The organism is uncultured Subdoligranulum sp. (genome assembly GCF_963931595.1).
Classification (GTDB): domain Bacteria; phylum Bacillota; class Clostridia; order Oscillospirales; family Ruminococcaceae; genus Gemmiger.
On sequence record NZ_OZ007030.1, the window covers coordinates 43,860 to 56,720 of the forward strand.

Genomic DNA, 12,861 nt, shown 5'->3' on the forward strand with positions numbered 1-12,861 from the left:
GGATGGCAATGGGACGGCTCAGGACGTGCCTGCTCCGGCGGGAGCGGGGCATGGAGATCGTGGAAGGCATGATCGTGATGACCCTCATGGTTTTTGTGCTCACGATGTTCCTGTCGTTCGGCTTTTTGCTGTACCAGCAGCTGGTTGTGTCCAGTGTGGCCAACGACACGGCCTCCCGCCTGGCCCAGAGCTACGCCTACCCCGATTCCGACCCGGTGATGGGATTCATCACCCGGACGATGAAATGTTCGGTCAGCCCCTTTCGCTACCTTACCGGCCATTTGTCGGACAAGAATGCCGAAAAGGGAGAAAAGTATGCCAGGTGGAGCCTGGAACAGATCAGCTTCGCCAACGAGGTCTCGCCCCCCGACATTGAAGTGCGTACGCTGAGCGACTCCTTTGCCCAGCGCCATGTGGAGGTGGAAATTTCGGCCACCTATGAGATTCCCTTCGGCGGTGCGCTGGTCTATTTCGGACTGCCGGAGACGGTGACCTACCATGCGGTGGGGTATGGTTCCTGCGTGGACCTGAGCAATTACATCCACTCGGTGGATACGCTGAACAATCTGTTCACCCTGGTGGACAGCAAAGCCGTGGGCGCAATCGACAGCATCTTCTCTGCGATTCATAAAATGGCCGGTCTGTTCGGGTCCTGACCCATACGTCAAAACAACTGTATCGTTCCCTTCCGTGCGGTGCGTGACAGGAGGAAGAGCAAATCATGCGGCATACAAAACGTTTTTGGGAAAAACTGCGGAAAGGTTCCAAGGGCGCCATCTCCATTTTGCTGGCGGTGGTGCTGCTGCCCTTCTATTCGCTGGCCGCGGTGCTGGTGGAGGCCGGCCGCTACCAGAACGCTGTAAAATCCCTGGACACGGCGCTGGGCAGCAGCGCCATTTCCACACTGGCAGAATATGAAAGCTACCTGCAGGAACGTTTTGGACTGCTGGCCGTGCGCCAGACGGAGGATGTCGGGCTGATCGATGAAGAGGTGAACAAATACCTGGGCTTGCAGGACACGGTGGATGTGCGCGGCGTGGATGTGAGCAAGGTGGAAGCCCAGGGGCTCTACCCGCTGTCCGACGTGGATGTCCTGCAGCAGCAGGTGCTGGACTCGGCGTCGGTGATGGCGCCGGCAAAATTCGCCGTGGAAGTGATGGAAATCGACAACATCGTCTCCCAGCTGGAAAAGGGCCTGGGCATCTCGAAGATTGCGTCGCAGCTTTCGGCGGGGTCCAAGCTGGTCTCTTCCGAGGCGGACCTGATCAGCGAACTGGATTCCGCCGACGAAAAGCTGGACGGTGTGAAGGAAAAAAAGTCCGCGTATGATTCCCGGTACACCGAGTTCTCGGAAAAGGTCAGCGCCCTGGTCAGCCATCTGGCCACCGAGAAACCCGACCCTGCCCAGGATGAGGCGGGGGCCGACGAATGGGAATCCACCGCCGAGAAACTCCGGAAGGAGGCGGCCGAGGCCCAGCAGGCCTATGAGGAGGCCATCCAGGATACCATCGACGAACTGCAGGACCTGCACGACAGCATGTCCGGCGTGGTGGAAAAATCCAACGCCATGGAAGCACAGATGGTTTATTTTACCACCGCCTCCGAAGCCGCCCTCCTCGAACCGGAAGAGAATGCCTCGGATGAGGAAAAGACCGCCTACAGCAACATGTCGGCCATCAACAGTTCTCTGAACAGCGCCGCAAAGGATGTCTCCAACGTGGTCTCCACCGTCTCCGATACCTTCACGGACGACAGCTTTACCCAGGCGATCGGCGACCTGCAGAAGGAACTGGAGGCCACGGAAAAACTGGACGTCAACGCCCTTACGGATGCCTCCCCCGCACTGGGGGATTCTGTCTACCATGCCGCCGATCTGAACCGGTTCACAGACTCGGAGGCCATGAAGACCCTTCTGACGGAGATGGAGTCCGGCATAGAGGATGAGTCCAGCACGGGTTCCCTCTTTGCCCTCTTTGACGTGCTGACCGAACTGTTCAGCACCGAGCTGGTCTGGGATGGACGGCTGAATTCCCGGCTGAACCTCACCTATTATCAGAGCGCCTACGGCGGTCTGCCCAGCAGCAAGGGCGCCCCTGCCGACCCGGATTTCCTGGCGGAGGATGAACAGCGGGCAAAAGAATATCTGGCGGCCATCGACCCGGACTACGACCCCGACGACCCCTTCGGCTATGACAGCACCGGCATGTCCAAGATGGAACAGTTTATCCAGACGCTGGAAAATTTCGTCAACAGCCTGGACGCCATTCAATCTTCCCCCAACCTGTTCGACAAGATGAAGGCCTGCGCCAATACCATGGCCTATGGAGCCGATCTCTGCCTGCAGATGTCGGGGCTGGGAACGCTGATTGTGGACGCGCTGGAAAGCTTCGCCCAGCGGGAGGTGCTGATGGGGTATCTGGCCTACAATCTGCCCAACCGTACAAACTTTACCAGCGGCACCACCCTGACCGGGTATTCCTTCTCCAAAATCGCGCTGGCTCCCTGTGCCGACGGCAGCAATGCCCCCATCTACGGCGGCAGCCTCCCGGAGCAGGAAAACTACTGCTTCAACGGCGCAGAACTGGAATACATCCTGTGCGGCAACCCCTCGGAGTCCTACAACCAGACGATGGTGTTTACCTATCTGTGGGGAACCCGCATCCTGCTGGACCTGGTGCCGGTGCTCAGCAATGCGGAATTGCAGCAGATCCTGAGCTCGCTGCAGAGCGTCCCCTATGTGGGACCCATCCTGTGGCTGATTGGCGAGATCACCGCCGTGCTGTTCGAGCCGCTTCTGGATTGCTACGTCCTGGTCAACGGGGAGTCCGTGCCGCTGTACAAAACCAGCATTTATCTGTCGCCCTCCGGCGTGTTCGATCTGGTGGATGTCATCACCAGCATCGCCATAACGGACAGTAAAAAAACGGAACTGACCCAAAAGCTCCAGAAATGGTCCGGCGTGGAGGTCTCGAAGGAGAGCTCCCAGACATCCACCGACAAACCGTCCACAGGCGGCAGCACAGACGGCAGCACAAAGAAACCGATCATTGATGTGAGCAAATGGGGCAAAGAAATCCTGTCCCTGGATTATACAGAGCATCTGCTGCTGCTCATGTCGCTGTTTGGCAGCGATGATACCTATCTGGAACGGCTGGCGGATCTGATCCAGTGCGAGATGACACAGCGGAACCTGGTGAGCAATGTGACCATCCAGCAGGGCATCACCGGGGAATATTACGATTTCAATATCGACGAAGCCTATACGGCGCTGCGGGTCCACGCAACCGGCTCCACCGTACAGGTGCTGCCGGTGCCGTCGCTGTCCACCAACAGCATGTTCCGCTTTGACCGTGTGGTATACCGGGGCTATTAAGGAGCCCCGTACAGGGAGGTGCAGTATGCGTCATAACGATACCAGCGGCGTGATGGCCATTGAGGCATGCATCAGTCTGACCCTTTTCATGATCATCATGTATGCGCTGTACAGCATGGTTACGCTGTTTTCCGCACAGAGCATCATCGGTCATGCGCTGAGCGAGAGCTGCCAGAGTCTGGCGCTGGAAAACTACAGCGCCAGCAAATCGGACGGCGCATGGAGCGTCTCCCAGCTACCGGCCTCGCTGGTACGGCTCTTCAGCACCAGCCCCGAGCGGGACGACCTGTTCACAAGTGATGAGAATATCGGCAAGGCGGACGATACCACGGTGCAGAACCTTTCCAAAACCCGCTTCGCGGCATTCCTGGGCGGGGATGTGGAAAATGCAGATACCATACTCAGAGCGCTGGGCGTCCAGGGCGGACTGGACGGCATGGATTTCAGCAAAACGGCGGTGAAAGGGTCCGACCTTACCATGAACGTCACCTATAAGATTGCCCTGCTGATCCGGGCGGATGCCTTCCATCTGGGGGTGTACACGACGACACAGAGCGTGTGCTCCCGCCTGTGGGGCAGTGCAGACTGACAGACCGGGGCCGCATCTTGGCCGAGAGGAGAGGGAATGATGTACGATTTTACCACAGAAACCCAGGGGAATGTGACCTATCTGGTATTGCGCCTGCAGCCCGACGACGCCATGGATCCCACAGCATGGGGAATGATGAACAATAACAGGATCCAGGGCATCCTGCCGGTGGCCAGGCGCTGGGAAAAACAGAGCTTTGCCCTGTATTATACCATCTCGTCGCTGACGCCGCTGCTTCATTGCGCGGGCCTGTTCGGGGATGAACGGCGGGTGACCCGGCTGCTGCGCAGTTTCTGCCAGATGCTGGTGGAAAGCGAGGAATACCTGCTGGAGCGGAGCAGCATGCTGCTGGACCCGGAGCACGCGTTTGTCCGGGCCGCCACCGGGGAGCTCTCGGTGATCTGCCTGCCGATTCTGGATTGCAAGACCGGTACGGACGCCAAGCAGTTCCTCAACCAGCTGATCCGCAGCGCGGTGCAGGAACTGCCCCAGGACAGTCCGCTGGTCAACCTGCTACTGCGGGAAAATTTCCGGGAGGATTTTGTCCCGGCAGAACTTCTCCAGCGCCTGGACGGTCTGCAACCGCAGCCGGTCCCCCAGCCTTCCCGGCCGCCCCAGGCGGCCATGCCGGAAAATCCGCCCCGGCCGCCCCGGCAGGAGAGCCGCCCGCCGGTGGCGCCTGCCGCCGTGCGGGTGCCGCCGGCCCCCAAGCAGCCGGAAAAACGGACGGAGGAAGCGGCGGAAAAGCACGGACTGTTTGGCTTTGGCGCCAAGAAGGACAACGGCAAGAAGAAAAAAACCAAAAAGAAGGAAGTCCGGCTGACGGAGGAGGAAAACTTCGACAACCCCTTCGCCACAAACGGCAAAATCCCGCCCCGCGGTCCGGTGACCCCGCCGCCGGAGCCGGAGGAGGAACCGCAGGACGCCGAGCGCCGCCAGGAAGTGGCCCTGGGCGTGCTCTTCGGGTTCGGGGAAAACAAGGCGCAGGGCAAGAAAGGGGAGAATCCCCGGGAAGACGGGGAGGACAATCCGTTCGCGCAGAAAGCAAACGCGGCCCCGGGGGAAAAGGCCGCCCGGCAACCTGCCCCGCAGCCGCCCCAGAGCGGCGGCATGTACCAGGCACCGGCCGGAAGCGGGTATACGGTCAATTTGCAGTCGCCCGCCGGTGCATCCCCCCAGGCCACGGTGGCGATGGACCTGCGCTCCGCCCCGGAGGGAGCGCACCAGCCGTCCGGCTTCCCGGTGGTGTGGCTCGAGGAAAAAAAGAGCGGCAACCGGGTTCAAATCACCCACGACAACTTCCATGTGGGCCGCAAACTGGATACCGATGACATTGTGGATTACGCGGTGCTTACCGCCACACCCTACATGGGGTCCGACCACTGTTACTTTGTGTGCCACGGTGGCCGGATGTTTGTGGTGGACAACAACTCTTTCAACGGCACCTGGGTCAACGGGCAGCGGATCACACCCGGCAGGGAGGTCCCCATTGAGCAGGGAACCGTCATCCGCATGGCCGACGTGACCTTCGTTGTGCGATAGGCGGAGGACCCGCTTATGGCTATACAACTGATCCACTTTTCTGACTGCGGCCCGGTACGCACCGCCAATCAGGATGCCTACTGCGCTTTCTCGGCCAACACGGCGGCGGGGACCTATTCCCTGCTGGCTGTCTGTGACGGCATGGGAGGGCTGAGCCAGGGGGAAGTGGCCAGCGCCACGGTGGTGCAGGACTTCGCAGACTGGTTTGTACAGCAGCTGCCGGTCGGGCTGCGGGAGAGCGGCCTGGCGCCGGAAGCGGTGTTTGCCTCCTGGAACCAGACGCTGCAGGGGTGCCACCAGCGCCTGAAGCGCGCCGCCGAGGCCCGGCAAATCCGCTGGGGCACGACGCTGTCGATGATTCTGCTCACGCCGGACAGCTATTATGTGCTGCATATCGGCGATTCCCGGATCTACCTGGAAAACGGCACCGAACTGCAGATGCTGACCAAAGACCAGACACTGGCCATGCGGGAACTGGAGGCGGGGCGCCTGTGCGCCGAACAGTATGCGCAGGACCCCAGAAAAAATGTGCTGCTCCAGTGTATCGGCGACCGGTCCGTCACGCCGGCTTTCCGCATAGGCGCGCGGCCCGCCCGCGGCGCCGTGCTGCTGTGCAGCGACGGTTTTTACCATACCGCTGCCCAGGAGGAACTGCACCGGATCCTGGTCCAGGCCGGGGACCGCGCCGCGCTGCAGCAGCAGGTCTTCCGGCTGGCAGACAGGGCCCGCCGGTGGGGAGAGACGGACAATATGACCGCCGTCATTCTGCGCTGGGACGAGGCGCCTTCCTGCAGGCAAAGCACGCTGTCCTTGTCCGTGCCGGAGGCCGCCCATGAAATGGACTGTGTGGCGAAGGTTGTGTCCATCCATGCAAAGCCGCTTCAGGCGGGAAGATGATGCAGCAGGGGGAGAGAAAGAATGGAGCAAATGAATCAGACGGAAGTGCTGGCCCCGATCCCGGCTGAAGTTTTGGGAAACGATATTGTGGATATCAAGCCGCTGAAACAGCAGGGCGGATTCAGCAATTTGTTTTCGGGGCATAAGGTCGGCCTGGATACCGATGTGGTCATCAAGCGGGTGCGCAAAGTTTACCATGGCCACATGGATGATAAAAGCGAGGCAAAAATCCTGACGGCCCTGCGCCACCAGTATCTTCCCAGGGTGTTTGACGTCAAGCTGGCCAGCGACGGCTACAACTATACCATCATGGAAAAAATCCCCGGCTGCACCCTGCGGGAGTATGTGGAAATGCACGGGGCCCTGCGGCAGCAGCTCGTGCTCAAGTGGACGCGGCAGCTGTGCGAGGTGATTTCCTACATGCACGGGCATAAGCCCCGGGGAATCGTCCACAGCGACCTGAAGCCGGAAAATGTGATGATTACGCCGGAAAATGATATCTGCGTCATCGATTTCAACGCCTCGCTGGAGGTGGAGGAGGAAGGCGAGGGCAGGGACGCCCTGGGCGCTACGCCGGGCTATGCCGCGCCTGAACAGTTCAACCTGCCGCCGGAGCGCTTCCCGCCGGACGATCCGCTGCTGCCGGCCGTCCGGGCGGCACAGGGCTACGGCAAGGTCGGCTACCGAACGGATATCTATGCCATCGGGGCGCTGGCCTATTTCATGCTCACGGGCTATGACCCGAAACTCTGGTGCGACGGCGTCATTCCGCTGACCCGGTTCCAGATCGTGCTGGGCGACGCTTTCCGCACGGTCATTGAAAAGGCCATGCAGGTCAACCCCAGGGAGCGCTATGCCACGGCGGCCGCCATGCTGAAGGCGCTGCAGAATCTGACGGTGATTGACCGCCGCTATCGCCGCTGGCGAAGACAGGCCAATCTCATGACCTTCATCGTGGGCATCGGCCTGGCCGCGAGCATCTTTACGGTGTTCCTCGGCTACCAGTCGCTGCGCGAGGAGCACAGCTCCGCCTATCTGGATACCGTGGAACAGGCCCGGAGGCTGCAGGAGGAAGGACAGTACGACCAGTCCACAGAGCTTTTGATGGAAGCGGTGGCCATGGAGCCGGAGCGCATCGACGCATACCTGACCCTGGGCACATTGCTCTACCAGGAGGGAGAATACCAGCAGGCCGTGGACCTGATGGACGGCGTGGAGTTTGAAGCGTCCGACGCGCTGGATACCAAGGCGTTCGAGGAGGCGGAAGGACAGGTCGCCTACATACTGGCAAACTGCTACTACGAACTGGAAGACTACGCCAGCGCCCTGACCAACTACCAGCTGGCGGTCCATTTCATCCCCGACCAGCAGCAGTATCAATGTGAGCTGGCCATCTGCTACGCCAAAACCGGAAACCGCGACATGGCCGAGGATATGCTGACGCAGCTGCAGGCGGAAAACTGCCCCCAGGAGCTGCTTTCCATGGTGACCGGTGAAATCGAGTTTGCCTATGGCAATTATGAGACGGCCTATGACAGTCTGTGCCAGGCCGCCGAACTCACCACCGACAATACGGTGGCTTCCCGGTGCTACATCCAGGCGGCGCGCTGCTGCCAGCAGCTGGGAACCGGCTGGATTGACACCGAGATCTCCCTGCTGGAAACGGCCTGCGGCCGGTTGGATGCCGCCACAAGCAGCGTGCCCTGTCAGATGCTGGCGGAGGCCTATATCAACAAGGCCGCACAGCCCAATACCGACACGGCTGCGTACTACAACAAAGCGCTGAGCTGCCTGGAACAGCTGGAGAGCAGGGGCTATGCCACCTTCGCCGTCCGGCAGAACCGGGCCGTCGTACTGGAGTATCTGGACCGCTTCGAGGAGGCGGAGGCCGTGCTGACCGATATGCTGGCGGATTATCCTTACGATTACCGGGTCCCCATGCGGCTGGCCCTGCTCTATGCGGATGAGGCGGGGGAACTTTCGGACGACAGTGCCCGCAGGGAATTGTACCAGAAGGTGGCCGCAAACTATGACGCGGCCCAGCAGCTGTACGACAAGGCAGCCGCCCAGGACGGGGAAATGATCCGCCTGAGCGACCTGGTTGTGCAGCTGCAGAACGCAGGCTGGATGTGAAAAAAGGAGGCCCTCGGTCATGACTTACCAGATGCTGATTTTGGCCGGTGCGGCAGGCATCGTGCTGTTCCTGCTCATCGGCCTGATCTCCTTTGTGGTGCTGCGCAGCAAGCGCAAAAAAATTGAGGCTCAGATCCACAGTGAATATACAGACACTGGGGTTTGACAAATATAAAAACTAACGTGTTGGAGGAACAAAAAATGAAAATTGAACAATTTTGCCAGTCCCTGAAGGAATACCTCTCCCAGTTCTCCGTCGTGCGGATCCTCATGCCGCTGGCGGCCATCATCCTGTACGTCTGCGGCGCGCTGTACGCACTGAACGCGCTGATCTCCCTCGGCTCGCTGGTCATGGCGCTGGCTTTCTGGCTGGGCATCGTAATGGCGGTCCTGGTCCTGGCCCAGTGCCAGTTCCTGTCCCTGGCCATCGGGTTTGCCCTGTATGCCCTGTATGAACTGATCAGCTTCCTGAGCTCCCTGATCCAGTTCCGCTATGTCTCCTACGGCGCCCTGGTCTATCTGGTGTGCTACGGTCTGCTGGCCTTCCTGTCCTATCGCAAATCGCTGTCTCTGCACTAAATGGACAGTCCGGTGCGTTGCTTTGGCTTACGGCAATGCATCCCCCTGCTTTAGTGCCATAACAGAGAGACGGAAAGGAACCATCTGATGAAAAAGATCGTCAAACGGATATTTCTGGTTCTTCTGGTCGTGGTAACTGCCTATACGGCGGCGGCAACTGTGCTGGTGCACGGGGTGAGCGTTTACCGCCTGAACTCGCGCCTGGGAGCGGTGCTGGCCATCAGCAGGCAGGTGACGCTGCTGGCGGCGGTGGTGCTGTGGATCGCTGCGCTGATCCTGCTCGGACGCTGGATCGCTGCCCGCAGGAAAAACCGGGCGCAGGCCAAGTTCCCGGCGGGGGCAGCCGTGCAGGCCGGCCCCGCAAAGGGCAGGAAGAACCGGAAAAAACTCATGGGGAAACCGGCGGCTGCGGCAGACAAAATTCCCCCCAGGGGCGTTGCGGCACCTCAGCCCGCTCCCTCTGCGGAGGAGGGCATTCCGCCCAGGAGAGGAACCATGCCCATGCCCGCCGGTGCGCCGGCCGGTTCCCCCGACGGCCCGACGATGCCCATGCCGGTCGGTTCCCCCACCGGCCCCACCATGCCCATGCCTGCCGGTGAGCCCGGCGGTCCCACCATGCCCATGCCTGCCGGTGAGCCCGGCGGTCCCACCATGCCCATGCCTGCCGGTGAGCCCGGCGGTCCCACCATGCCCATGCCTGCCGGTGCGCCGGCCGGTTCCCCGGCGGGGGCCACGGTGCCCATGCCCGGGCAGGAGGAACAATCGCCCGCCCCGGTTTCCGCACCCGGCGGGGAGGCCGCTCCCCGGACCGGCGCGGATGTGACCCCGGCAAAGAAGAAAGCGCCGGACGCCGCGGCCGGGAACGCCGGGCCTAAACTGCCGGCTTCGGGCTCCATCTGCCCCCGGTGCGGCAGCATGGTCCGCGCCGGTGCCAAGTTCTGCACAAAGTGCGGCTGCAGATTGGAGGTGCAGGTATGATTGCAAGGCTTGCCATTGTGGCGGCAGGGGTTCTTCTTGTCCTTGTGACGGTCCTGCTGTGGAAAAAGCTCTCCGCCGCCTGGAGGGCCGGCATGCTCGCCGGCGCCATCCTGGTGGCTGGTATCGGAGGCGCCTTCACCTATGGCCTGTGGCAGCAGGAGCAAAGAGACCGGGAATATGTCTACCTGTCGCTGCGCTATCTGCAGAACTCCGATACGGACACGGCCTCCTACTATCTGAAGAAGGTCGGAACGGATACCTTCCAGTCCCTTTCCGCCGAGGCCCTTCTGGAAACGATGCGCAGCAACGATGTGCTGGCGCGGATGAAACTGGACGGGGCTAACGCCCTGGCGGAGGATTCCTCCCAGGAAGCGCTGGCCGTGAAGCTGGGCGCCCTGGGCACCGATTCCCAGGCCTGGCAGGAGATGGCTCAGTCCCTGCTGGACGCCGCCGACTTGCCGGAGAAGGAAGCCCAGGCACTGAACTCCCGCTTTGTGTCGGAGAGCGGCTATTATCTGGACGGCGTGGATGTGGTGATCCAGGATGACGCCGGAAACCACGAGGAAAACATCCGGCAGCTGGTCAGCCGCAACCTGGGCAGCTCCAACTTCGGCGGCGCCCTGCAGGAGGCTGTCTCGCTGGTGCAGGAAAACGCCTCCGCGAAGAACCGGCTGCTGCTGGCGGAAAGCATCGCCGAAGCCACCTACAGCGGCTACGAACTGAGCGGTTCCGAATTCGCCGCGGACGATACGGCCGGAACGCCGGAAGAGGACCCCGAGCGCGAAGAACTGTCGGAACAGCTGGAAGAGATTTCCGGCCAGGTGGCCGACCTGGATACGCTGCTGCAAAGCGAAACCGAGGAAGAATCCATCGCCGACCTGACCCGGCAGAAGGAAGAACTGACCACCCGGCAGCAGTCCCTTCAGAATGACTACGATTACATCTATATCCACCGGGCCTTCAATTCCATTGCGGATATCCACAGCCTGGATGCGGCCATCGTTCGCGCGCGCCTGTACTTCGCCATGAACGATTATGCCCGGGCGGTGGACGTTCTGCAGCAGGCCAGCACCTCGCTGCCTGCGCGGCTGACGCCCAATACCTCGCTGCGCAATGCACTCCAGGTCCTGAATGCCAGCTATACCGAAGGGGATACGCTGGGAGCACAGTCGGAGGAATTCCGCGGGGCCGTCCATACGGTGCTGACTTCCGGCGCCATGGACTACGCGGGCATCAGCGCCACGCCCCTGACCGAGGGATTCACCAATTACATCATCAGCGAACTGCGCAACTATGGCCGGGATCTGTATGCCACCGGCATCGACCTGACCAACTATCCCGATGTGGTGGTTTCGCTGTCGGGCCGGGACACCCTTGTGCAAAAGATTGTGGCAGGCAGCCAGCCCATTGTCCGGGATACCCGCCAGGATGTGGACTACACCGTGGAAGCGGTGGATGCGGAAAATGCCCAGCGCAACGTGATCTGCATTGTGGATGAGAGCGGCAGTATGTCCGGCACACCGCTTCGGGACGCACAGACCGCCCTGCGGGGATTCATCTCCTCCCTGGATGACAACCTGCAGATGGCACTGGTGAGCTTTGACGATATGGCGGACACCCTCACCGAAATGGGGGATGACAAGGCGGCGCAGCTGGCGGCGGTGGATCTGCTGGGAAGCGGCGGCGGAACCAACATCACGGCCGGCATTCAGGCCGGCCTGGATGTGGCGGAAGGCCAGGAAGGCAGCACAACGGTGCTGCTGATGACCGACGGCCAGAGCTCCCTGGATATGAATGTGGTTCAGGAGGCGGCCGACCGGGGCATGGTGATCCATACCATCGGCTTCGGCAGTGTGGACGACAATTTGCTGCAGCAGATCGCAGACGCCACAGGCGGCCAGTATATCCGCGCGGACAGCTCCTCTGAGCTGACCAGCGTGTATCTGAGCCTGGTGGGCATGATCGGCAACCAGTTCCGCGTTCATTACACGGCGCCGGATCTGCCGGAGGAAAGTCAGCGGTATTTCTTCCTGAGAGACGAGGAGGAAAATGTCAGCGTCCGTGTGGATTACACCCTGCCCACCGAGGAGGGCCCCGAACTCACCGGTGTGAGCCGGGCCAGACTTACCCCGGATGACCTGACCTACGCCCAGGAAAACGGACAGACCATCCAGCTGACCCTGTTCGGAGAGAAACTGCAGGAGGTCGCCGGCGTGACCATTGGCGGACAGACCGCCCAGATCGACGAGGACAACCGCACAGAGACTTCGCTGAATGTGGAATTCTCCCCGCAGCTGAGCGCCGGCTGGCAGGCCATCGTGCTGACCCAGGAGGACGGCGCAACCCAGACCTATGAGCACATGCTTGTGGTGGGCGAGCCGCTGTCCAGCTACAACTACCAGTTCGGCCGCCTGCGCATCCGCGCCAATGGCGTGCTGCTGGATGACGGCACCCTGGTCCTGACGGACGGCAGCATCGATGATTCTTCCGTCGGCCCGGATGCGGCCGATACGCCGGTCACGCTGTCCATGTACTTCAACGGAACACTGTTCACCCAGGTGGATCACGACAGCTTCCTGGCTTCCCTGGAGGCGCTGTCCTACGACGACGCTGCGGTCCTGGATGCCGGTACGCCGCTGCAGGGCTGCGGCTCCGCCTCCCTGAACTACAGCGACAGCGGCTACGACAGCTCGGTTTCCAGCATGGTGGTGGCAGGCAATTACCTGCTGCAGACCGATGGAGATCAGGTCAAACTGATTCAGCAGTAAAG

General features: G+C 61.2%; 10 protein-coding genes. All 10 read left to right on the plus strand.

Translation table 11 applies throughout. The annotated features are described in order from the left end of the window. Positions 1-8 precede the first annotated feature (8 nt). The 10 genes from ABGT73_RS00245 to ABGT73_RS00290 all read left to right on the plus strand — a co-directional run bounded on the left by ABGT73_RS00245 (position 9) and on the right by ABGT73_RS00290 (position 12,859). On the plus strand, positions 9-656 hold the full coding sequence (locus ABGT73_RS00245; RefSeq protein WP_346667849.1) for a TadE family protein: 648 nt from the start codon (positions 9-11) through the stop codon (positions 654-656). A gap of 65 nt (positions 657-721) precedes the next feature. Beyond that, positions 722-3,373, plus strand: coding sequence for a hypothetical protein (locus tag ABGT73_RS00250; RefSeq protein ID WP_346667850.1), 2,652 nt, complete (start codon positions 722-724; stop codon positions 3,371-3,373). Between the two features lie 25 nt (positions 3,374-3,398). Then, positions 3,399-3,962 carry a hypothetical protein gene (locus ABGT73_RS00255; protein ID WP_346667851.1) on the plus strand — a complete coding sequence of 188 codons (564 nt, stop codon included), beginning with the start codon at positions 3,399-3,401 and terminating at the stop codon, positions 3,960-3,962. Positions 3,963-3,998: 36 nt separating this feature from the next. Then, positions 3,999-5,504: a DUF6382 domain-containing protein gene (locus ABGT73_RS00260; protein WP_346667852.1), complete on the plus strand. Its 1,506-nt coding sequence runs from the start codon at positions 3,999-4,001 to the stop codon at positions 5,502-5,504. A 15-nt stretch (positions 5,505-5,519) separates the two neighbouring features. After that, positions 5,520-6,401, plus strand: coding sequence for a PP2C family serine/threonine-protein phosphatase (locus ABGT73_RS00265; protein ID WP_346667853.1), 882 nt, complete (start codon positions 5,520-5,522; stop codon positions 6,399-6,401). A 21-nt stretch (positions 6,402-6,422) separates the two neighbouring features. Then, positions 6,423-8,534 carry a protein kinase domain-containing protein gene (locus ABGT73_RS00270; protein WP_346667854.1) on the plus strand — a complete coding sequence of 704 codons (2,112 nt, stop codon included), beginning with the start codon at positions 6,423-6,425 and terminating at the stop codon, positions 8,532-8,534. A 19-nt stretch (positions 8,535-8,553) separates the two neighbouring features. Then, positions 8,554-8,700 (plus strand): hypothetical protein, encoded by a 147-nt coding sequence (locus tag ABGT73_RS00275; protein ID WP_346667855.1) that lies wholly within the window; start codon positions 8,554-8,556, stop codon positions 8,698-8,700. 35 nt (positions 8,701-8,735) lie between these two features. Beyond that, complete coding sequence (locus ABGT73_RS00280; protein WP_346667856.1) at positions 8,736-9,113, plus strand: hypothetical protein; 378 nt, start codon at positions 8,736-8,738, stop codon at positions 9,111-9,113. 87 nt (positions 9,114-9,200) lie between these two features. Next, positions 9,201-10,091: a zinc-ribbon domain-containing protein gene (locus ABGT73_RS00285; protein WP_346667857.1), complete on the plus strand. Its 891-nt coding sequence runs from the start codon at positions 9,201-9,203 to the stop codon at positions 10,089-10,091. Next, positions 10,088-12,859 carry a VWA domain-containing protein gene (locus ABGT73_RS00290; protein WP_346667858.1) on the plus strand — a complete coding sequence of 924 codons (2,772 nt, stop codon included), beginning with the start codon at positions 10,088-10,090 and terminating at the stop codon, positions 12,857-12,859. Before ABGT73_RS00285 ends, ABGT73_RS00290 begins: the two co-directional genes overlap by 4 nt. Positions 12,860-12,861 lie beyond the last annotated feature (2 nt).

Excerpts from the sequence above, each read along its gene's own strand:
- ABGT73_RS00275 (WP_346667855.1), top strand. The coding sequence starts at position 8,554 with ATGACTTACCAGATGCTGATTTTGGCCGGTGCGGCAGGCATCGTGCTG.
- ABGT73_RS00255 (WP_346667851.1), top strand. The coding sequence starts at position 3,399 with ATGCGTCATAACGATACCAGCGGCGTGATGGCCATTGAGGCATGCATC.
- ABGT73_RS00265 (WP_346667853.1), top strand. The coding sequence starts at position 5,520 with ATGGCTATACAACTGATCCACTTTTCTGACTGCGGCCCGGTACGCACC.
- ABGT73_RS00270 (WP_346667854.1), top strand. The coding sequence starts at position 6,423 with ATGGAGCAAATGAATCAGACGGAAGTGCTGGCCCCGATCCCGGCTGAA.
- ABGT73_RS00260 (WP_346667852.1), top strand. The coding sequence starts at position 3,999 with ATGATGTACGATTTTACCACAGAAACCCAGGGGAATGTGACCTATCTG.
- ABGT73_RS00250 (WP_346667850.1), top strand. The coding sequence starts at position 722 with ATGCGGCATACAAAACGTTTTTGGGAAAAACTGCGGAAAGGTTCCAAG.
- ABGT73_RS00280 (WP_346667856.1), top strand. The coding sequence starts at position 8,736 with ATGAAAATTGAACAATTTTGCCAGTCCCTGAAGGAATACCTCTCCCAG.
- ABGT73_RS00290 (WP_346667858.1), top strand. The coding sequence starts at position 10,088 with ATGATTGCAAGGCTTGCCATTGTGGCGGCAGGGGTTCTTCTTGTCCTT.
- ABGT73_RS00285 (WP_346667857.1), top strand. The coding sequence starts at position 9,201 with ATGAAAAAGATCGTCAAACGGATATTTCTGGTTCTTCTGGTCGTGGTA.
- ABGT73_RS00245 (WP_346667849.1), top strand. The coding sequence starts at position 9 with ATGGGACGGCTCAGGACGTGCCTGCTCCGGCGGGAGCGGGGCATGGAG.